The following is a 20,621-nucleotide window of genomic DNA, read 5'->3' on the forward strand; positions in this document are numbered from 1 at the left end:
ACGACCGCACCGACACGACGAGTGCTGCCTGCTACACAAGTCACGAAACTATGCCTGACCAGCAGAAACTTCATGATCAAGTACGGAAAGACAACAGCCTCTTACGCCACCGCATCCTGCTCGGGTAACGGCACTCTCCGGCACCACCGAATGTGAGACAGGACCCGGTCAATGGTGGATCTTCAGACAGGAAGTGACACCTGGTGACAGGCGGGAGAGATGCGCACCGGGGCCGGAGCGGATGTGCTGCGGGCCCCGGTTGTCGGCGGGCGGTGGGTGACGGTTGCGGGGGGTCAGTACGTCTTCACCGCGCCGGCCGGGGCGAAGCCTTTCCAGCCGGAGAAGGAACCGCCCGGGCTGGTTTCGTAGTTGCGCGAGAGGCCGCCATTGGTCTGCGTGACGAAGATGTCGAACCGGCCGTCGGAGTGGGACGTCGCTTCCACCGACGCGGCGACTCCGGAGCCCGCCAGTACCTCCCAGCCGCTGAAGGAGCCGCCAGGGCTGGTTTCGTAGTTGCGTGCGACGCCGCCATTGGACTGGAGGACGACCACGTCCAGACGGCCGTCGTCGTGCGTGCCCACCGAGATGTTGCTGCCGCTGACGGGGGTGACACCTGCCCGCGGGGCCGCGGTCATGACGGTGCCGGCGGAGGCGAAGCCCTTCCAGCCGCTCCACGAACCGTTGACGCTCGTCTCGTAATTGCGGGAGACACCGCCGCTGGACTGGACAATGAAGACATTCAGCCGTCCATCCTTCTGATTGGCCACGGCGATGTTGCTGCCGGAACCGGCCGACAGCGCGGTGCCAGCGGCGTCGGCGTCGGCGAAGCCTGTCCAGTCGCCCCACCCGCGGGAGGCCTCGGTCTCGGCGATATGGGCGACGCCGCCGTTGGTCTGGACCGCAAAGACATCCATTCTGCCGTCGGCGTGTGTGCCGACCGTGAAGGAGGAGGCGGCATTCGCCGGCGCGAAGGACGTCCAGTCGCTCCAAGAGCCCCCCCACGCTGGTCTCATACTTGCGTGCAATGCCGCCGTTGGTCTGGAGCATGAACACGCTCAGACGGCCGTCCGAGTGGCGAGCCACCTTGATCTGGGTGGCCGAGTTCGCCGGCGCGAAGGCCTCCCAGTCGCTCCAGGCACCGTAGGGGCTGGTCTGGTACCTACGGGCGACGCCTCCGTTGGTCTGGAGGGCGAAGACCTCCACCCGGCCGTTGGGGTGGACCCCGGTGACGACGCTCTTGGCGGTGTTTTCCCCGGCGAAGCCCGACGCCCAGCCGCTCCAGCCACCGGACGGGGTCGTTTCCATGTTGCGCGCGATGGCACCGTTGGACTGGGTGATGAAGGCGTCCAGCTGCCCGTCGCGGGTGTGGGCGATGGACAGGGTGCCCTGCCCGTCGTTGAAGCCGGTGGCGGTCGGCTGCGCCGGGTCGTCGACGACGTTGTCGTAGCGGATGGCCTGGTAGTAACTGGTGGGCCAGCCCGCCAGCGAGCTGCCGTTGATGTTCGCGGTGTACTTGTTGGTCAGCACGGAGGGATTGTTCTCCGCGAAGTACGTGAACGTGCCCGCCGCCTTGTCCTGCCAGCCGCCGAACAGGACGACGTGCGCGTCCTCGTAGTTGAGCGCGTCACCGGCCAGGAGTTGGGAGTTGCTGATGTCGGTGGAGATGCCGGGCAGCGTCCAGGTCGTGTACGACTGGTCGGCGTGCCAGGCCATCGAGACGTAACCCGAGCAGTCCTCGCGGTACTTGGTGCCCTGCGGGTCGGGGTAGTAGCCGGCCTGGTTGTAGGGGACGTTTTCGTCCACCCAGTACTGGGCCCGGGAGAGGATCTCACTGCGGGTGATCTTCCCGCCGATGGGCGAGGCGGCCTGGGCTGGGGCCGCCGTGACGGCGGACAGCATGGTGACTGCGAGCCCGGCGGTCATCAGGGTGGTGGTGCAGCGCAGAATGGCGGAACGGCTGACGGACACGGATGTCTCCTGACGTGGATGCGAAAGGGGTGAGATGGGGCGCGGTCATCGGCTCAGTGTCGCCAGGACGTCGGCGTCACCTGCCGGGTCGTAGGTGCGAGGGGTGACTGTGTCCCACTCGTCGAAATGCAGCAGGACGAGTACGGCGCCACGCTGGACGGCGTAGATGTGATTGGCCTGTGCCCCGGGCGCCGACAGTCCCTCCACAGCTGTCCAGGTGCGCGACCACGCGGCGCCGTCGGTGACGGTGGCGGTCCGTCCGACCTCGACGTCGGCGGACAGACCGTATCGCTTCTGCAAATTCCGGCTGGTGGCTTCGCAGGTGTCCATATCGGCGAGGACTTGGCGGAAGGCGGATCGGGCCGATGCTTCGTCCTGGAAGGCGAGGGAGTCCTGGACAGCGGGCGTCTTGTGCGCGCTGATGAACCCCTGCTGTTGCCAGGCCGTGGCCCCGTGGACCTTCACGCACTCGTTGAGCTGGAAGTCCTGGCTCAGCTTCCGGGTGCTGGGCGGTGCCAGCTCCTTCCACTTCTGCTCTGCGCTGTCGGGAAGCTGAGTGGAATCGACGCGACTCGCCGCCAGCGTCGTGTCCTCGGCGTGTTCAGGTGCCTGGGAAGGACCCTGGGTGGGCGTTAGCGTTGAGGCGGGATTTGCGGGTGTGACACTGGTGTGTGACGTCGGCCTCGCGGACTGTTGCGCGGCCGGGGCGGTCACCTGCCTGTTGGCTGCGGTTGAGGCGGGCGGTGCCGGAGTTTGTGAGGCGTCGGCGTACTGGGTCACCGCATAGGCGGCGGTCATGGTGAGCACCGTGACGCCGGTCAATACGGCGAGTCGGACGGTGCGTTGCGAGGTGGTACGTGACATGGCAGACCTCCTGGGCGGGGCGGGCATGCTGGGCCGGGGCGTGGACGCGAGCAGGCGGGTGCAGGCAGACGGGCGGTCAGTGCAGCAAGTCCGCCACGCCGTAACCGAGGGCGGGCAGTGGGGAGCGTGCACGGCGCAGGAGCGCCCGCACCCGGCTCATGGCCTCCCGGTCGGGGGCGGCACGCAGGAACAGGAAGACGTCCACGTCCTGGTCGGCGGGCTCGGCGGGGAAATGTTTCAAATCGCCGGCGGGAACGGTGTGAGCCGACAGCAGGCCGGGCAAGGGGCTGGCACTCGTCGGGAGTCGGGCGCGACGGATCCGAGGCCAGGGAGGCGTGGAGGACACGCACGGCCGCTCAGTCCCAGCCGATGCTCGTGGCCGTGGTCACCGAGGGATGCATGTCCCAACTGATGCAAGTCCTGGCAGACCCGGCCCGGTCCGAAGTCGGCCAAGCTCGGGCCAGCCAGGCCGTCACCGACTTCACCAACCGCGATCTGGCGCTCCCTGGGGCCCTCGCCCAGCGTGATATACCGCCTGACGGGCCGCTGCGACTCGGCCATCACCGACCTCGCCGCACTCAACCTCGAACCCGCCTACCTGGGCCCTCACCAATGCGGAAAGGCCGTGAAAAGCCTCGTTATACCCGCTCATGAGCAAGAGGCCCGCACCTGACCCACGCATGCGGTACACAAGGTTGTGCTCTCGTAGCTGCGTCCTGCATGGCTTCGGTGTTGGCATTGCGTCTACACCACGGCACCGCATGTTTCCGGTACATGCCCGTGACCGAACGCGGACAGGGCCTGGTGACGGAACTCGCTGGGAGGAGATCCATAGGCAGCGAGGAAGGCGCGAGTGAAGTCGGACGCGCGGGGCAAGCCCCAGCGTGCAGCGATGGCATAAATCGGTGTACCGCGCAGCGCCGGGTCGGCCAAGTCGCGGCGAGCGGCCTCGAGCCGCTGTCCACGGATCCATGCGGCGACCGTCTCGCCCTGCGACCGCCGGAAAACGCGGTGGAGGTAGCTCAGGGAGATGTGATGGGCGGCGGCGATCACTGGAGGAGTCAGCTCCGGGTCGTGGAGGTTCTGCCTGATGAACGTCAGGATGTGTTCCTCCAGGACGTTCCGCTGAGTCTCCGGTGTTAGGGCAGTATTCGCGTCCAGGAGTTGGGCGAACCAGGCTGACAGCAGGTCGAGTACGACTGTGCCCAGGCGCGGTGCGTCGGTCGACTGGAGAGAGTCGGCCTGGCGCTCAAGTCCGGTGATGAATTGTGTGAGCAGCGCTCCGACACCCTCACGGCCGGGCAACCTGCGCCCCAGCAGCTCACGGATGCGGTGCGGAGGCAGGGGCAGGAGCACCTTGGGGAGGTCGACACCGATTCCTGTGATCACCCGGCCATGATGGTCGGCTGCCAGCCGCAGGTCGTACGGCCGTGAGCTGTCGACCAGATGCAGATCACCGGGGCGGAACGTTTCGGCCCGCCCGTCACAGACCAAGGTCATGTCACCCTGGAGCAGCAGCGACAGGTGAAAGCGCTCTGGGGCCGACCGGCGTATCATCTGCGCGTCGCGCCAGTAGCGTGTTGGCGCACACGACAGGGGCAATACCGTCACGGGACCCAGCTCCATCAGCCGGCACTCCGCCCAGAAGTCGGTTGCGTGATCACTGGAGCTCTCACTGGAACGGCTGCGGTCGAGCAACTCCCGCCAGGCGTCGAACCGTACTCCGGCCGGAACGTTCTCACTGCGGAATGTGGTACCGATCATCACTCTCAACTTCGAACTCCACCGAGGCCTCGTACCGACCCTTGTCCACGCCGGTGATCGCCTCGGTTCTTCTGGGTGCATTGTCCGCCCAGGCGCGGTGGGCGCTGCCGAGTGGGCGGTGGCGTGGATGGAACAGCCGTCTTCGCGCTACCTCGCCGTACCCGCATCGGCCCCTACCAGGCAACGGCCACGGCCAGTTGCGCTCCCACTCTCTCCCACTCCCACGCCGGGACCTTGCCGCACAGCACCATCTCCACCGCTATCGGGGAGTACAACACGGCCACCCCGGAGAACTCGTAGCAGAAGGCAGGAGTATCCCAGCACCTCACCCGAGGTCCCGCCCATGCCGCAGGTCTTCGACCGCATCGGACAGGTGCGAACAGGTCGTCATCGGGCACCCGGACCGGCATGCCGCGCTCAACAGGGTCCAACTGAGCGAGCGCGGGCCCATGCTGCGCTTCAACGCGGTCTCCGGCATCGGGAAGAATCCAGCCGGCACGGATGAGCCATGGGCGACATCCTGCACGTATACACCACTCACCGCCGCGTCTACACGCTATGCCCACCGCATGCCGAGGACGTGTTGGCACATCCACTGTTGCGCGGTGGTGAGGCTGTCCCGGCCGAGGCGGACCGAGCGTACCCATCGGCCGAGGTCCTCGCTCTGGTGCACGACCGCGCCCGGTGACGTGGACAGCTCGCCGCCGGCCGCCAGGTGTAGCCGTACCAGGTGGAAGCAGCGTTGCCATTCCACGGGTCAGGTCGGGCACCAAGCGGAGTCGATGTCCTCCAGCTGTTCGCGCCGCTCCTGCGGCAGCGCCCCGGCCGCCGACTGAACCGGCAGGCCTTCGGCCCGCCGCTGCTCGATCTCCGCGGCCCGGCGGCGGCTTGCTGGTTCATCAGCCAGATCCCGACCCGGTATCCCTGGTGGGTGGCGTCCAGCGGCACGAGCAGATGGCCGTGTTCGGCGGCCCACCCGCGCGCGGCAGCCAGGCCCTCCTCCCACGCGACGTCGTGGTGGGACCACATCACGCCCAGCATGTCCACCTGCTGGACGCGGTCCTCGTCCATGTCGCCGCGGGCGTGGAAGCGGCGGGCGTCGGCGATCCGCTGCCCGAGCGGGAACCCGACGAGCGCGGCCGTCCAGCCCTCGGTTCCGGCCGCCCGGTCGCCGTGGCCGGGCACGCGGTACGTGAACGGCAGCTTCGGACCGCCGTGCTCACGGGCGTGGACGACGACGGCCTCCACGCTGCGCCGCCGGTGCTCGTGCCCGGGGCTGATCACGCGCGGGTTGATGAACGCGGCCAGGGCGGCGGGGTCGCGTGACGTGGAGGACTTCAGCAGGGCCCGTGCCGACACCGACAGGCCACGGTCCTTCGGTCCTACCAGTGAAGCTGCCTGAACTGCGCCCCAGGGCCGCCCCCATCGTCGTAGGGTGTCTCGCGATCCGGGCGGCGATGGGTGGCCGGTGGCTTCGGCTCATGACGGCCTCTCCTCCTCATGGAGAGTCCGTACAACCGTTGATCCCGCTCAGCGGTCTCCTTTTCGCCAAAGCCGCATGTCAGGGAGGCGACTCCGGACAATGCGGGTGATCGACCAGCAGCAGGAGACTCCGCGTGCACCACCACTTCCGTACCGTCTTGGCCACCGCCGCGGCAGCGGCACTGGCCGGCGGGCTTCTCGCCGCCACGGCGGGCAGCGCCGCCGCGCTCGTCCCGGGAGCGCACGGGGACTTCAACGGCGACGGCTACCGCGACATCGCCGTCGCCGCCCCCGGCGCCCACGTGGGCGGACGCTCGGGTGCCGGCCAAGTCGTCATCGTCTACGGCGGTGTGGGCGACCCGTCCTCTGCCAGGAGCGTCGTCATCAGCCAGGACAGCACCGGTGTCCCCGGCACCGCCGAGAGCGGGGACGGCTTCGGCGGTGCCATCGCGGTCGAGGACTTCAACGGCGACGGCTACGGTGACCTCGCCGTCGGCGCCCCCGGCGAGGACGTCGGCACCGACACCGACGGCGGGACCGTCGCCATCCTGTGGGGTTCCGAGGCCGGCTTCACCAGCGGTACGACGATCAGCGACCCGGCACCCTCGTCGCACGACAAGTTCGGGCGCGTGCTGACCGCGCTCGCCGACAGCGACGAGAAGCCGGACCTGGCCATCGGCTCGACCGCCCCCACCATCGACGTCTACCGGGGAGGGTTCAGCAAGTCGGGTGCGACGGGCGGCAGCTACCGCTTCGTCCCGCCGTCCTGGGTCACGACGGCTCCGGTATCGCTGACCGCCGGCAATATCGGTGGCGGCGACGTGATCGCCGACCTCGTCGTCACCGGGCCCACCACGTACTACGTCCTCGGCGCCGCCCTTGGCCTGAACGGCACCAGCGCCACCAGGCTGCCGTCCGGCGGCTCCGCCGCCATCGGCGACTTCGACCACGACGGGCGCCAGGATGTCGCCATCGGTTCCCCCGACCAGGACGGGGGCGTCGTCCGCGTCTACAACGGCGCCGAGAACGCACCCTCGGCCACCCCCTCGTACACCATCACACAGGACATGCCCGGCATCCCCGGCACCAGCGAGGCGGGGGACCGCTTCGGCGCCTCGCTCTCGGTCAGTCGCGCCGGCTACGGTTACCAGAACCTCGCCATCGGCGCCCCTGGTGAGAGCCTGGGCGGCGCCACCGGAACCGGTGCCGTCACCTTCCTCTACGGCGGGCCCGAAGGGCTCATCGGCGCGAGGCCCATGGCCGGGACGGACCCTCAGTTCTTCGCACAGAGCAGCACGGGTGTCGCGGGCAGCGACGAGACCGGCGACCACTTCGGCGGTGCCGTCCACATCGCCGACACCAACAACGACCGCAACGAGGACCTCGTCGTCGGCGTCCCCGGCGAGAACTCCGGTGATGGTGCCGTCGCCTACCTCCGCTCGGACGGGGGCATCGCTCCCAGCGGCACCCCCGGCATCACCCCCGCGGGCACCGGCGTCTCCACCACCGGAGCCCCCGGCCTCGGGCGCCTGCTGGCGGGCTGATCACCCTTCGTCCGCTGTCTGCCGGACCAGGCCTCCGCGCCGCCGCGGGGCGGCAGGCAGGCGGCGAGCACGCCATCGCCTGACCAGCCGCGTCCGGGGCGACACGCACGTCCGGCGGCAGCCGGTGTCCGGGCCGGACCACGCGGGGCACGGGCGGCGCGGGCACGGGCGGCCGGCATCCCGGCGACCGATGCCGGCGGGTCCTCCACCTGCACCGCCCCGGTGCGTGCAGGCACCGGCCCCGTCCGCACGATGGTCGCCGTTTTTCTCCATCACCACAGCAAGGAGCACGGCCCGTGGCAGAATCCACCGCTCAGCAGGACCCCGGGCAGACAGCGGTCCATCGAGCGGCACTCCCGCTGAAGGTGACCGGCTTCTACTTCCTCGCCCTCGTCGACCGGCTCCGACACGGCGGCCCGCATCAGAGCATCTGACCGCCCGAGCACGGCCGCCCGCCCGGGACCACCCGCACCCCGGGCCAGCGCCCGCCGGCCACTTCGCAGCGCCCCCGCGGGACTCGACGCCGGCCGTCCGCCCGAACACGCCGGTCCGGCCAGGCTCTTCGGAACACCGGCCGTGACCTCGGCGCTGGTCCCGGTTTGCCGGAGCTCTTGCCTCAGGGGCGAGGCCGCTTTCGGCCGTTGACCCCGGCGGCGGTGTCGGGCGGTCGCAGGGGCGGGGATCACGGCCATGCCACCGCTCATGATCGCCGAGGCTGCCGCGGACGCCGCCGTCCTGCGCAGGGAGACGGAACTCGGGTTCACGAAGGTCGCCGGCTCGAGCATGGGGTCGAGGGCGGCCATCACCAACCGGCGGTGCTTTCCGTCCAGGGGTGGTACTCCCGGCAGGCCGGGCATGAACCGGGCGGGAGCTCCCGCCCGGCGTACGACGGGCCGGCTGCGGGGCACCGCCGCAGCGTTGCGGCGCCGGGACACGCAGCCACGGCCGGACTCCCCGGGCGGGACCGGACCGGCCCGAGTCGTCGGCACACCTCGCCGCACGGCTGACGTTCTTTGGGACGGCGACGGCAGCGCCGACCCGTCCCCCGGTCGGACACCGCCGGGTCGTCCCTCGGAGATGAATGCGTCGGCATCTACTTCGGCATTACATTGACAGGCCGTCAGGTCAATGCTTCAAGCTCCGCGTTCGCGCGTTCGGTGACCAGGGCGAGGACGCGGCCGGCTGCGGCGAGGTCTTCGGCGGGTATCCCGCCCCAGATGCGGGCGGAGATGGGGGCGGTCTCCGCGCCGGCGGCGGCGATCAGCTCGCGTCCTGCGTCCGTGGGGTGAAGGCGCGCGCCGTCCTCGACGAGCAACTGCTTGGCCAGCAGTTCGTCGACGGTGGCGCGGATGTCGGCCGGATCGGTCTTGAGGGAGCTCTGGACCTGGGCGACGAGATCGTCCGGCGTCTGCGGGGCGTCAGCGGTGAGGGCGGCGCGCAGGGCGATCTGCTGCTGAAACGTGATGCCGTGCCGGGCCAGGACGTGCTCGAGGACGCCGCGGGCGGCGTAGTGGGCCAGGCCGAGGGCGCGGGCGTCGGCTGCGGGTGCGGTGTTGGTCATGGTGTTGTCCCCTGAGTGTTCTTGCGGTTCGGTAGGGATGGAGCGAGAGGCGCGTCGAGCAGGGTCGTCAGCTCGTCGGTGAACGCGCGCGCCCGTGGGGCGTCGAGGCCGCCGAGCGGCTCCAGCAACTGCTGAAGCAGTTCCTGGACCACCGTGATGGCCTGCCGCGTGACGGCCTGACCCTGCTCGGTGAGGGCAAGCTGTACGGCGCGGGGGTCGCGGGGGTCGCGGGTGCGTTCGATCAGGCCGGCCGACTCCAGGGCGCGCGCCAGCTTCGAGACGTACAGCGCCTCCAGGCCGGTGTGGTCGGCGAGCCGGCGCTGACTGGGGCGCTCGCCGGCGCGCTGCATGCCGTGCAGCGACGCGACGAGCGAATACTGCGCGTGGGTGAGGCCCAGCGGAGCCACTGCGCGATCGACCGCGACGCGCCACTTGTTGGCGAGCCGCCACACCAGGAAACCAGGCGTGGGGCCCGGTGAACTCTTACTCACGGCCAATAGATTACATGGCTATTATGTACATGGCTACTATTTTCCGGCGGATGCGGCGGCGCACCCAGGGCAGCACCGTGACGGACTGCCGGGAGAACGCCTCCGGCGGGACCGCTGAACCGCCGGTCCTCGCGCTGGACGCAGCCTGGGCATTTCGCCGCGGCCGTACGGGAACAGGCCCTGGACACGCTGGAGGCGGGTCCGCCCGGGGTTCGGGGAGGTGCTTGGCGCCGCCCGGCGGATCGGGGCGCACGCCCCGCACTGCCGGGTGATCTTCATCGTCTACGGGATGAAGCGCCTCGGCCGGGACGCCGCCGAGCTGGCCGCGCTGGCAGACCACCTGGCCGCGCACGGCCTGGACCTGGAGATGCCCGCAGGCCCTCTGGCCGGCCGGGGTCCACGACCCGACCGGGCACGGGCGCCCGCTGTTCGTGTTCCTCGCCGCGATGGCGGGGACCGAGCGGGAGAACACATGGAATCCAGCGGGCGGGGCGGGTGCTGCGCGGCAGGGGGCCGCGCAGCTGGCCGGAGGGCTTCTGGCCTCGGTAGGTCACGCCGCTCTCGTCATGCTCTGAACACGATGACGACGTGCCGACACGTCACGGCAGGTAGCCGATCCAGGAATGTGCCGTGTCGGCCGTTTCACAGGTCCACTGGGTGGCCACGGCCCCGTTGGAGGTGCTGCCGCCGTAAATCGTCAGGCACGAGCCGCTGTTGTCGTTGGTCAGGAGCGATCCGCCGCCGGCGGCGCCCGTCACCCGGCTCCATCGCTGGGCCGTGCTGCCGTTGCACTCCCATTGGACGGCGTAGGCTCCGTTGGAGGTGCTGGAGCCGTAGACCGTCAGACAACGATTGCTCTGGAAGTTGCGGATTTCGGAGCCGTTCCAGAACCAGTTCTGGCCGGACGCGCCGTTGCAGTCCCACTGCACCACGTTGGCGCCGTTGTTGAGGCTGCTGCCGTACGGCACCAGGCACTTGCCGCTCTTGACGTTCCTGAAGCGCACGGTGGTAATGGGGCGCGCGGTCGGGTAGAAGTCGTAGACGAGCCGCTGAGGGTAGGCCTGGTCGGCCTGTGCGACCTCGTTCACGCCGCGGATGCGGCCGGTCGAGGCGTCCCAGTCCAGGTTCTGCGCCATGTCGGGCACGGCGGTGAGGACGTGCGTGCTGTCGCCGGGCGCGCCCTTGTGCACGCACGCGGGCTCGCGGTAGCTGACGTCGAAGCTTGAGGGGCAGGCACCGCTGATGAAGAAGGAGCCCTCGGCACGGACCACGCCCTGCATGCGCCACACCGGGGAGACCCATGCCGCCTCCGCAGTGTTGGCGGTCGACGGGAAGGTGCCCGTGCCGAGGTCGAAGGGCCACTGGACGATGCGGCCGCCCGAGCCGTTCACGCCGTAGTACTCGTTGGAGACCAGCGCGCTGTGCTCACGGTCGAAGCTGAGGCCGTTCATACAGGGCCATGTGTCGGCGGCCGGCACGCACTTGCCCGTCGGGCTCCCGACCGTCGTCGTGTACCTGGCGCGGACCGGCAGGACGTAGTCGAAGCCGCTGATCCCCGAGTAGCGCGTCAGGTCGTTGAGGTCGAAGACGTCCAGGGTGCCGCCGTTGGCGACGAACAGCCTGTTCTTGTACCAGACGACCCCGTCTGCGTGGCTCTTGTGCGCGGTGACGCTGGTGCCCCCGCCAAAGTCGACCAGCGCGACGTCGTAGTAGCGCGGTGTGGCCGACGTACGGTCGACGAAACGCAGCCGGGACTGCCGGTTGTCCGAGCCGAGGTGCCAGGAGGTCACCTCCCAGCGCTCGCCGTCCCAGTAGCCGTCACCGGCCGACGTGTGGGGGACGGAGAAGCCCTGGGGAGCCCAATCGCTGGTGCCGCTCTCGTCGCCGTCGGTGGGTTCGCCCCAGCAGTAGCCGTCGGCATCGACACCCGGGTTGAACGGCGTGGGATAGCACAGGCCAGCCTTGCCGGACCCGCCGCCGGTCAGGCCGTGCAGGAGCGCGGGGCCGACGCGGCTGCCGGTCAGGGTGCTGTCGACGGTGTCGCTGTAGTCCGCTCGGCGGCTCAAAGTGAACTCGTCGCTGACGACGGGGACGATGCCGCTGGCCGCGTAGGCCGCACCGGTCCCCTCAACGCACAGCCCGGCGAACAGGAGCAGCCCAGCGACGGCTGCTCTCCACACGCGCGTGGAGAGCAGCCGTTCGTGATCACTTGTGGTCATCCGCCGGAGTCTACAAACCTCCCCCTACGGACCTCACCCCGTCTGAGCGCACGCTGACTGTGCCCGGGCCGTTCCCACGCGCCCCTCCGCACGCCAGTGCGCAGCGCGCGATGAGGTGCGCATGGATGTGTAGCCGGGTGCGGGCGCGTAGGCCCGGTCCGCCCAGGAGGGTGGATTCGATCTCCTGCGCGGGCGCGGTCCTTGCCGCGGTCACTGCCACCGAGCTGCTGTGCTTCGGGCACGCCTGGGTCGCCGTCCACGCCCTTCACGACTCCCGGCCGCCGACCGTCCGTCCGAGCGGCCGGTTCCTGCCCGCGCTGACGCCGAAAGCGTACGCGGGCACCGGTGTCCAAGCTGCCCACCCCGGACAACGACCGCCGGCACCCGACGGTCGAAGATGGCCACACGCAGTCCCGTCAACGGCCGGATCGGGTCGTGACGGACAAGGGCTACTCGGTCCGCTCATTCCGCGCCTACCTGCACAGCCGCGGAACCAGGGCCACCGTCCCGAACGCATCGACCGACCGGCGGGACGGGCACGGCGACGCGAACGGCCATGCGGCTTCGCCAGGCCCGCTACCGCCGTCGCAACGTCGTCGAACGCTGCTCCCGTCGGCTCAAGCAATGGCGCGGCATCGTCACCCGCTGCGGTATGCAGCCCGATTGCCGCTGCTCCCATAGGAACACCTGTCCGCCGTCACCCTGATCGGCCACGCTATTCAGGCCGAGCTCACCGGGCAGATCAGGCCCGCACGGCCCGACCGCCTCGGCATCCCGCTCGACCAGCAAAGCCCGCCCCGCTGGACGGTGCGTGTGGATCACCCGGTGCAACGGCGACGTCGACGGCACCGAAGCCCGTCACCGGCAGTATCGACTCGGCGCCTCGGCTCAGCGACATTCCCTCTGAGGCCTCCGGGCGCGGCCCCTCGGGAGGCTGGCCGGGGCCCGGCAAGCAGTCGCCGTCCGTTCGACACCCGTCAATCTCGGTGAGGATCCGGTCGACCACCTCGCCGTGGCCGCGCGGTGCGCGGCGTCGCAGCGTTCACAAGCGGCTGGTCGGTGCAGGCGACCGCGGTGCCCGCCGGGGGTGCTCTGCGGCGCCGGCCGGGACCCACGGGGCACGTGCGTGGTGTGGTCGTGGTCCTCGGGACGCGCGTGGCCGTGTGGCGGGCGGCGGCCCTCCGCTCTCCGTCAGCGGGCCCGGACGGACCGCCACAGCGTGTCGTCCACGAAGTGGACGTCGTAACGTTCCTGCTCGGGCAGCAGATCCTCGAACGTTTCCTCGCCGCGGGCGATGCGTCCCAGCCGGCGGAAGTAGCCGAACCGTTCGACACCCGGCGCCGCCACCACCAGTAGGTCCGTCGTCGCGCCCGGGGCGGCGCCGAACGCGTGCGGCAGTCCCGGCGGGACCATCACGAGACCGCCCCCGTCCACCGTCACCAACCGCTCGCCGAGGAGGAAGGACGCCGTTCCGTCCAGTACGTGGAACATCTCGTAGGACCGCGCGTGGTAGTGCGGCCTGGCTCCGTCCGCACCCGTGTCCAGGCAGAGCCGGTTGACGCCGAGCGCGCCGTCCGTGGCGCTGCCGTCGGCCAGGAGACGGAAGGCGCTGCCGCCGGCCAGTCCGACGACCTCGGCCTCGTCTGCGGGTACGACCAGGGCGTTCCCCAAGCTGCGTGTGGACATCCGCGTTCCCTTTCCGTCGCTGCTTTTCGCTGCTTGTGCCGCGTTTCATCATTCGAGCACGGGAACACCGGGCGAACCAGCGGCGGTTAGCGCAGACAGCGATCACCGATCGTGATGAATGGCGGGACGGGGGCCCGCGGGATCCGGGGAAAGGCGTCCGCGGCCCGGCGGGAGTACGGTGTCGCCTGGCACGGGGATGCGGCGCAGGAGGGGAACGGCGGGTGGAGCTACGGCAGTTGCGGTACTTCGTGGTGGTGGCCGAGGAGAGCGGTTTCGGCCGGGCGGCCGAGCGGCTGAACATCGTGCAGTCCGCGGTCAGCCAGCAGATACGCGCCCTGGAGCGGGCCCTGGGGGTCGTGCTGTTCGACCGCTCGTCCCGGCGGGTGCGCCTGTCGTCCGCCGGGGAACGCCTGCTGCCCGAGGCCCGCGCTGTCCTCGCCGCCGCCGACCGCGCCCGCGAGGTGGCCGCCGGGATCCTCGCGGGTACCGAGGGCGTCCTGCGGCTGGGCACCGTCCAGGTCCCCGGGGACCGGCTCTACCGTGCCCTGGCCGGATTCGCGGCCCTCGCGCCGCGTGTGCGGGTGCGGCTCGTGAAGCTCCCGCCGGCGGAACGGCTCGCGGCTGTCCGCACGGGCGCGCTGGACGCCGTGCTCGTACGCGCCCTGCCGCCGGGCCGGGCCGCGGGCCTGGAGGCGATCCCCGTGTGGACCGATCCGCTGTACGCCGCGCTGCCCGCCGCCCACCCCCTGGCAGGCGAGCCGCAGCTGCACCTGGAGCAGCTCGCCGCACTGCCGCTGCGGCTCGCGCCGCATGACCGCAACCCGCCGTTCCACGGCCTGATCACCGGCGCGCTCCGGGCGGCCGGTGCCGAGCCGCCGCCCGCAGCACCGTTCACCAGCCTCCAGGCGACCCTCGCGGAGATCGGCGCCGGCCCGCCGTCGTGGACCGTTTTCTACGAGGTGTCGGGGCTTCCTCCGGCGCCCGGGGTCGTCTTCCGCCCCCTCGCCGGACTGACCGTCACCACCTCGCTCGCCTTCCCCGGCGGCCCGCCCTCCTTGGCCCTGCGGCATCTGCTCCGGGCGTTCGGCGAGGTCACCACCGAGCAGGAGCAGACGAAGGCCGCCTCCGGTGTCCGGCGAGGGCCCGGGTGAGCGGCCTGGTCATGGAGGTGCGGGCTCCTCGTCCCCTTTCCCCGGGACAGCCGCTGCCGGGCATCACCGGGTGTCTCTTCGATGAGCTGGTCGATGCGCCAGATCCCGGCCAGGGGCTTGATCTGCTGGGACTCGGGCACCGCCAGCACGTGACCGACACCGATCTGCCGGAGCGGGCGGCGGAAGCGCCGGTCCTGCCCGTGGGCCTCGTCCCGGTGGCCCGGGCGGCGGGCAGGCCGGACCGCGAGTCCGGGGGCGCCGGGTCGGCGCCGCAGACCCGGCGGTGTGACAGCTGCTCGTCATCAGGGTCCGTCCGTCCCGCCCGGCAGCCGGGTCCGGTCACGTCAGGTGCGCAAGAGAGGGAGCCAGGGGCACCTTCCACCAGATCCTCAGCACCGTCCAGGATCTGCTGGCCTGCTGGACGGCACCCGCACCACCTGACGCCGCTCTCCGCCCGCGATCTCCACCGTCGCCTGGAACACGGGACCCGGGCCGGATTGACCAAGTCCCACCAGTGGGTGAAGCAGGTCGCCTGTCGTGCCGGGTGCCGTCTCAGACAGGCAGCTCCGTCCGGAACACCGTCGCCGCCGTACCGTAGATCGAGACGAGGAGTTCGCCGTCGGCTGCTGTCTCGACGTGGACCTGCACGTCTCCGGGGCGTCCCATGGCTGCTCCCTGCCGCCCGGTGAAGGACAACCGGCCGTCCGGGGCGGGAGTTGCGCTGTATCGGAGCAGGTACGCCCCGAGGGGACCGTGCCCGTTGCCTGTCACGGGGTCCTCGAGGATTCCGATCGCTGGGGCGAACATGCGGGACCAGGTCAGCAGGTGTTCCTCGCCGGTGGTCCGGGTGAAGACGAAGAAGCCGTTGGTGTCGAGGTCGTGGCTGAGGGCCGTCAAAGCGGCCGGATCCGGATGCAGCGCATCCACTGCGGCGCGGTCACGCAGTTCGACCAGTACTTTGGCGTGTCCCGTGGAGACGATCTGGACCGGGCCGTGGTCCGACAGAGCCCGGGGAGCAGTGCCCAGGGCCTTCAGCAGCCGGCTGATCCGGCGACCGTCCAGTTCGGGGCCGAAGACGGCTGCCCCCTGGTGCATGCCGATCCGGACTCGGTCGCCGTCACAGTGGAGCTGAACGCGCTGCACCAGTCCGGTGCCGGTCTTCTGCCTCAGTGAGCCGGAGGGAAGGCCGTATTCGACGGCTCGGGCGAAGTGGGTGGCCACGGTGGCGTGTCCGCAGGTGGGGACCTCGGTCGTGGGCGTGAAGAACCGGACTCGTATGTCGTGGTCGGTGCCGTCGGCGGGCAGGACGAAGGCCGTCTCGGAGTTGTTCAGTTCCCGTGCGATGGCCTGCATCTGCTGATCCGTCAGCCCGTCGGCCGTCAGCACCACTCCGGCGGGGTTACCGCTGAAGGGGGTCTCGGTGAACGCGTCGACCTGGTAGAGGACTCTCACCGGTCCTCCGTTTCGCAGGCAGTGGTGACGGCAGGGAAGCGGCGACCGTGGTCGTCGCCGGCTGCGGCGCTCTTCGCGAGCCGGACCAGGGTGCGTACCGCGCAGCCGGTACCGCCGCTGGGGGTGTAGCCGTGGGGCGGTCCCTGGTTGAAGGCCGGTCCGGCGATGTCCAGGTGCGCCCAGGGAACGCCTGCTGGTATGAACTCCCGCAGGAACAGACCGGCCACCAGGCCGCCGCCCATCCGCTCACCGTAATTGCTGATGTCGGCCACCTGTGAGTCCAGACTCGGGCGCAGCTCCGGTGGCAGAGGCATCGGCCACGCCTGCTCGCCGGCTTCTCCGGCGGCGGCCAGCACCCGGTCGCGGAAGGCGTTGTCGTCGGCCATCACTGCGAAGACGTGATCGCCGAGGCCGAATCGCGTGGCTGCGGTCAGGGTGGCCACGTCCACGATCGCGTCCGGCTGCTCCTCACCGGCCCGGACGAGGGCGTCGGCCAGCACCAGGCGTCCCTCCGCATCGGTGTTGAGCACCTCGACGGTCTGGCCGCCGTACATCCGCAGCACGTCACCGGGGCGCAGTGCGGAGCCGGACGGCATGTTCTCGGCCAGCGCGAGCCAGCCGGTGACGTTGACGGGGAGGTCGAGCCGGGCGACGACGAGGACCGCGGCGAACACGGCCGCCGCACCGGCCATGTCGCGCTTCATGATCTCGTTGGCACCGACGGGCTTGAGCGAGATGCCGCCCGAGTCGTAGGTGATGCCTTTGCCGACGAAGGCCAGAGTCGACGTGGCCCCGGGGTGGGTGTGCGCGATCCGCACCAGCCGCGGCGGACGGACCGAACCCTGGCCGACGCCGAGGATGCCGCCGTAACCGCCTGCGGCGAGCGCCCCCTCGTCGAATACCTGGACGACCGGTCCGTGCTCCTGGCCCGCTGCGGCCACGGCGGCGGCGAAGCTGGCGGGATAAAGGTCGTTGGCGGGGGTGTTGACGAGGTCGCGGGCCCGGTTGACTTCCTGTGCCAGTACCTGGGCACGCCGTACGGCACTCTCCGCGGGGGTCCGGACCTCGTGGTCCACGAGGATCGTCGCCTCGCGCACCGGCAGCGTCCGGGCGGTGGTCCGGTAGGCGGTGAAGGCGTAGGCCCCGAGCAGGGCGCCCAGGGCCACCGCCTCGACCGCCTCGCTGGTCCCGGCCGGCAGCGCCAGGGCAACTGTGTCCGCGCCGGCCAGGGTGCGCACGGCCACTCCAGCGGCCTGGCGCAGTGTCTCGACACTGTGACCGTTGCCCTCGTCGGGTCCGAGGCCGACGGCGAGGACCGCACCGGCCCTGATGCCGGCAGGTGCGGGCAGTCTGAGCACCTCGCACCGGGCTCCCGTCGCCCCGAGACCGGTGAGGAGCCGGAGCAGCCCGTCGGCGAATGCTTCGTGTGCCCCCGCCCCAGGTGCCGGCACGGGCCCCTCGGTGCCCTGGGCGACGCCGATCACGACCCAGTCCGCAGGTGCCGATGCGGCGGACATGGTGGTCACCTTCAGCGTTGTCACTGTCGAACGTCCCTTTCCTGAGAGGGGAGATGGTGTGCCGGGCGGGCGTCGACGGTTGTCGCAGGCGCCGGTGCCGCTGCCCGTGCCTGCCGGCGGATCATGCTGACCCCGGCCGGTACGACTGCCGTTCCGAGGGCGATCCGAAGGCCGAACTCCTCGTGGAGCACGACGACGCCCGACGCCATCGAGACCACCGGAAGGAGGTGGCCGACGGCGGCCGCCGACCAGGCAGCGGCTCATGGACGTGAAGCCGGCCGCGTAACCGGCCGCCGCGACGGGGATTGCCGGAGTTCCCCACCCGCCCGGCTGCGCCGCCCGCCACGGCGCGAAGATCAGCACCACTCCGGCACATCCGAGGGGGAGTCCACTCAGCCGGTACGGCGGCAGAGCACGCTCGGACCCGACGACCGCGCCGATCAGCAGCGACCACAGGGGGGTCGTCGCGTTCGGTACGCCGGCGACACCCGAGCCGATGCCTTGCCGGCCGACGCTGAACAGGGCGGACGGCAACGCGTTGCGGAAGAAGGCCGCCACGACGGCACGTCCCCAGATCGGCAGGCCGCGAGGCAGCCCACGGTCGGAACCCGGACAGGCAGCCGGCAACGTGACCGATCCGAGCACACACCGGCTGAAGGTCGCCTGCACCGGCGTCAGCGCGTCCAGGGCCACCTCGATCCAGAGCAAGGCCGATTCCGCGGAAAAGCGAGCACGCCGATCCGCGCCCCCGACCGGCCCCTGTCCATGACACCGCCCACCTTCGTCTCCTTCATTCGCCCGAATGAACGGTGCCGCACCTTTCCTTGAAGGACAAGAAAAAATTTCTGCACAACCATTAAGCTGTGCTACACGCTGGATGTGAGACGCATGCGGGTGCTACGCGCAGGGCGCACCGGCCGACCCCGCGCTACTTCGCGTCGGCCGGCCCGACTCTGTCGGCGCCTGCCCTGGCCCGAGTCCGCCGCGAGCACCCCGGGGTCGCAATCGACCCTATGGCTTTGTTTATGAGCTATGAAAGCACCTGTAGCTCAGCGTCAAGAGCGCGCTCTTCCACGGGAGAGTGATGTCGCTGAGTTTCGGTTCCGGTCCAACTTCTGTGGCGTGCCTGCTGCCTGTGACCGTTGACCTTGCTGGCACATCTCCCAAGACCGTCTGGAAACGGCCGGTGACGGCGGCGTTCGGGCTGATGATTCCGGGCTGTGCGCGAGGTACTGCTCCGACTGGAAGAGCTGCTCTTCCTCTCGGCTTCGGAAATCTCTTCCTGCCGGCTTCGGAGATCAGGGTGGTGCCGGTGCAGGACGACGGCGGACGTGATCCGGATCGGTGTCAGATCCCGGACGGCCAAGGCTCGCTGCCCGGGATGCGGAAGCTGATCGGGGCGGGTGCATGGCTTCTGCCTGCGGTATTCCGCCGATTTTCCCGTGGCAGGACGGCGGGTGGTGCTGCGGTTGCGGATCCGGCGGTTCATGTGTGAGGACGCCTCATGTGGGCGTCGTACGCTCGTCGAGCAGATCACGGGCCTGACCCGCCGACACCGCCAGCGGACCGAACGAATGCGGTCGGCGCTGGCCGAGGCCGGCCTCGCGGTGGCCGGTCGAGCCGGTGCCCGGCTGGCCGACGTCTTCGGGGCGAGGGCCAGCCGGAACACGGTCCTGCGACCGGTCGACGCGCTCCCGGAGCCTCAGCCGCGAACCCCGTGGGTGGTCGGCGTCGACGAGTACGCGATGCGCGAGGGACGTGTCCACGGGGCGGTCCTGGTCGACGCCGGGACCCGCCGACCAGTTGACCTGCTGCCGGATCGCGAGGCGGGCACGGCCGCGGCCTGGCCGGCCGAACGCCCGGGGACCGAGGCCGTCTGCCGTGACCGTGCTCCGTTCTTCGCGGAAGGCGCCGGCATGGGGGCACCCACTGCCGTCCAGGTCGCCGGCCGTTTCCACCTCCGGCGCAACCTCGGCGAAGCCGCCGAGCGGTGCATCTTCCGCCATCGCTCGGGCCCGCGCGCAACCACCACCGAGACGGCCCCGGAGAGGACAGAGGGCCAGGCACCGGCGGACGGCGGCTCGCCATGGCCCGCCGGACACCGCTTCGCCGACCGCACCCGCGTCAAGCACGCCACCGTCCACGCGTTCGAGAGGATGATCACCGAGCTCCAAGGCGGCCGGCTCCCGCAGTGGACCGAAGCGGTCCGCGCCGACGACCTGCCGAGTCTCCCCGCCTTCGCCAACGGCCTGGAACGAGACCTTGCCGTGGTCACCGCCGGGCTGACCCTGCCCTGGAGTTCGGGTGTCGTCGAGCGCCACGTCGACCGGATCAAGATGCTGAAGCGGCAGAGGTACGGACGCGCCGGCTTTGCGCTTCTGAGGAGGCGAGGTCTCCTCGCGTCCTGAACCTGAGCCGGTTGGCAGCTACTCCACGAGACCGAAGCCGTCGGGGAACTCTTCCAGGAATTCACGGCGGCCGGGATCTGTCTCGGCCGCCGTCATCGCCTCGATCAGTTGCTGGAACTCTGCACGCTGGGAGTCCGACAGGCGATCCACCACCGCGGCGACACCCTCCAGTGCCTTCACCGCATCGTCCGGATCCATGTGCTCATCGTCCGCGCTCTCGACGAACCAGGCGAGGTCCACGAGGGCCTCCGCCAGGGCGCGGGTCAGCGACGGGTACTGCGACATGGACGATCCCCCCGGAGGTGATGGCTGCAGAACTCTCCGCGCACCCAATCACATGCGGCTGACAACACTCCCTGTCACCTCGCCACAGAAGTTGGACCGAAACCTGAGTTCGAGAGCGCCCGGGTGCTTGCTTCGGGATCATGGTTGCGCTCTGCACGACGAGGGGGCCGGGGTGCTGCCGAAGTCCAAGGTCGATCTGTACGCGGCGATCCGCCGTGATGCGAAGGCT

Annotated in this window: 19 protein-coding genes and 2 pseudogenes; 7 read left to right on the plus strand and 14 right to left on the minus strand. The window is 70.3% G+C overall.

The annotated features are described in order from the left end of the window. Nucleotides 1–293: 293 nt before the first annotated feature. Nucleotides 294–914 (minus strand): DUF8189 domain-containing protein, encoded by a 621-nt coding sequence (locus ABD363_RS04935; protein ID WP_344600104.1) that lies wholly within the window; start codon nucleotides 912–914, stop codon nucleotides 294–296. Between the two features lie 178 nt (nucleotides 915–1,092). Next, a pseudogene (locus ABD363_RS32750) lies at nucleotides 1,093–1,374 on the minus strand (DUF8189 domain-containing protein); the annotation flags it as partial. On the opposite strand from ABD363_RS32750, the gene ABD363_RS04940 reads away from it, so the two are divergent. Continuing rightward, nucleotides 1,316–1,447: a hypothetical protein gene (locus tag ABD363_RS04940; RefSeq protein WP_344600105.1), complete on the plus strand. Its 132-nt coding sequence runs from the start codon at nucleotides 1,316–1,318 to the stop codon at nucleotides 1,445–1,447. The pseudogene ABD363_RS32750 and the gene ABD363_RS04940 sit on opposite strands and share 59 nt — an antisense overlap. 390 nt (nucleotides 1,448–1,837) lie before the next feature. Next, nucleotides 1,838–1,981 carry a hypothetical protein gene (locus ABD363_RS04945; protein WP_344600106.1) on the plus strand — a complete coding sequence of 48 codons (144 nt, stop codon included), beginning with the start codon at nucleotides 1,838–1,840 and terminating at the stop codon, nucleotides 1,979–1,981. Nucleotides 1,982–2,013: 32 nt separating this feature from the next. Here the strand turns inward: ABD363_RS04945 and ABD363_RS04950 are convergent, their stop codons facing one another. From ABD363_RS04950 to ABD363_RS04965, 4 genes are all read right to left on the minus strand, one after another. Beyond that, a complete protein-coding gene (locus ABD363_RS04950) occupies nucleotides 2,014–2,832 on the minus strand; it encodes a hypothetical protein (protein WP_344600107.1) in 819 nt (272 codons plus the stop codon). 76 nt (nucleotides 2,833–2,908) lie between these two features. Next, nucleotides 2,909–3,073, minus strand: a complete 165-nt coding sequence (locus ABD363_RS04955; RefSeq protein ID WP_344600108.1) for a hypothetical protein — start codon at nucleotides 3,071–3,073, stop codon at nucleotides 2,909–2,911. 503 nt (nucleotides 3,074–3,576) lie between these two features. Then, nucleotides 3,577–4,596: an AraC family transcriptional regulator gene (locus ABD363_RS04960; protein ID WP_344600109.1), complete on the minus strand. Its 1,020-nt coding sequence runs from the start codon at nucleotides 4,594–4,596 to the stop codon at nucleotides 3,577–3,579. 549 nt (nucleotides 4,597–5,145) lie between these two features. Continuing rightward, the gene (locus ABD363_RS04965) at nucleotides 5,146–5,589 is read right to left on the minus strand and encodes a helicase associated domain-containing protein (protein WP_344600155.1); all 444 of its coding nucleotides are present in this window, start codon (nucleotides 5,587–5,589) and stop codon (nucleotides 5,146–5,148) included. Between ABD363_RS04965 and ABD363_RS04970 the strand changes: the two genes are divergently transcribed. The 3 genes from ABD363_RS04970 (at nucleotide 5,485) to ABD363_RS04980 (ending at nucleotide 8,056) form a co-directional block, all read left to right on the plus strand. After that, on the plus strand, nucleotides 5,485–5,922 hold the full coding sequence (locus tag ABD363_RS04970) for a hypothetical protein (RefSeq protein ID WP_344600161.1): 438 nt from the start codon (nucleotides 5,485–5,487) through the stop codon (nucleotides 5,920–5,922). The two genes, ABD363_RS04965 and ABD363_RS04970, sit on opposite strands and share 105 nt — an antisense overlap. A 290-nt stretch (nucleotides 5,923–6,212) precedes the next feature. Continuing rightward, entirely contained in the window at nucleotides 6,213–7,622 is a 1,410-nt protein-coding gene (locus ABD363_RS04975) for a hypothetical protein (protein ID WP_344600110.1), read from the plus strand. A 296-nt stretch (nucleotides 7,623–7,918) separates the two neighbouring features. After that, nucleotides 7,919–8,056 (plus strand): hypothetical protein, encoded by a 138-nt coding sequence (locus tag ABD363_RS04980; RefSeq protein WP_344600111.1) that lies wholly within the window; start codon nucleotides 7,919–7,921, stop codon nucleotides 8,054–8,056. A gap of 686 nt (nucleotides 8,057–8,742) precedes the next feature. Here the strand turns inward: ABD363_RS04980 and ABD363_RS04985 are convergent. The 4 genes from ABD363_RS04985 to ABD363_RS05000 form a co-directional block, all read right to left on the minus strand. Continuing rightward, nucleotides 8,743–9,183, minus strand: a complete 441-nt coding sequence (locus ABD363_RS04985) for a MarR family transcriptional regulator (protein ID WP_344600112.1) — start codon at nucleotides 9,181–9,183, stop codon at nucleotides 8,743–8,745. Then, nucleotides 9,180–9,674 carry a MarR family winged helix-turn-helix transcriptional regulator gene (locus ABD363_RS04990; protein ID WP_344600113.1) on the minus strand — a complete coding sequence of 165 codons (495 nt, stop codon included), beginning with the start codon at nucleotides 9,672–9,674 and terminating at the stop codon, nucleotides 9,180–9,182. The genes ABD363_RS04985 and ABD363_RS04990 overlap by 4 nt, the downstream gene beginning before the upstream one ends. A gap of 599 nt (nucleotides 9,675–10,273) precedes the next feature. Next, a complete protein-coding gene (locus ABD363_RS04995) occupies nucleotides 10,274–11,893 on the minus strand; it encodes an RICIN domain-containing protein (protein ID WP_344600114.1) in 1,620 nt (539 codons plus the stop codon). A 1,191-nt stretch (nucleotides 11,894–13,084) separates the two neighbouring features. Then, complete coding sequence (locus tag ABD363_RS05000) at nucleotides 13,085–13,579, minus strand: cupin domain-containing protein (RefSeq protein WP_344600115.1); 495 nt, start codon at nucleotides 13,577–13,579, stop codon at nucleotides 13,085–13,087. Nucleotides 13,580–13,800: 221 nt separating this feature from the next. Here ABD363_RS05000 and ABD363_RS05005 point away from each other — a divergent pair, with 221 nt between their 5' ends. Beyond that, the gene (locus ABD363_RS05005; protein ID WP_344600116.1) at nucleotides 13,801–14,730 is read left to right on the plus strand and encodes a LysR family transcriptional regulator; all 930 of its coding nucleotides are present in this window, start codon (nucleotides 13,801–13,803) and stop codon (nucleotides 14,728–14,730) included. A 552-nt stretch (nucleotides 14,731–15,282) separates the two neighbouring features. Here the strand turns inward: ABD363_RS05005 and ABD363_RS05010 are convergent. From ABD363_RS05010 to ABD363_RS05020, 3 genes and pseudogenes are all read right to left on the minus strand, one after another. After that, complete coding sequence (locus ABD363_RS05010; protein WP_344600117.1) at nucleotides 15,283–16,182, minus strand: PhzF family phenazine biosynthesis isomerase; 900 nt, start codon at nucleotides 16,180–16,182, stop codon at nucleotides 15,283–15,285. Next, entirely contained in the window at nucleotides 16,179–17,723 is a 1,545-nt protein-coding gene (locus ABD363_RS05015) for a leucyl aminopeptidase (RefSeq protein WP_344600156.1), read from the minus strand. Before ABD363_RS05015 ends, ABD363_RS05010 begins: the two co-directional genes overlap by 4 nt. A gap of 387 nt (nucleotides 17,724–18,110) precedes the next feature. After that, nucleotides 18,111–18,392, minus strand: a pseudogene (locus ABD363_RS05020) (EamA family transporter); the annotation flags it as partial. Nucleotides 18,393–19,141: 749 nt separating this feature from the next. On the opposite strand from ABD363_RS05020, the gene ABD363_RS32550 reads away from it, so the two are divergent. Continuing rightward, the gene (locus ABD363_RS32550; protein WP_425577940.1) at nucleotides 19,142–20,107 is read left to right on the plus strand and encodes a transposase; all 966 of its coding nucleotides are present in this window, start codon (nucleotides 19,142–19,144) and stop codon (nucleotides 20,105–20,107) included. A gap of 18 nt (nucleotides 20,108–20,125) precedes the next feature. On the opposite strand, the gene ABD363_RS05030 is transcribed toward ABD363_RS32550, so the two are convergent. Beyond that, the gene (locus ABD363_RS05030) at nucleotides 20,126–20,392 is read right to left on the minus strand and encodes a hypothetical protein (protein WP_344600118.1); all 267 of its coding nucleotides are present in this window, start codon (nucleotides 20,390–20,392) and stop codon (nucleotides 20,126–20,128) included. Between the last annotated feature and the right edge of the window lie 229 nt (nucleotides 20,393–20,621).

The organism is Streptomyces glaucus, assembly GCF_039533365.1.
Classification (GTDB): Bacteria; Actinomycetota; Actinomycetes; order Streptomycetales; family Streptomycetaceae; genus Streptomyces; species Streptomyces glaucus.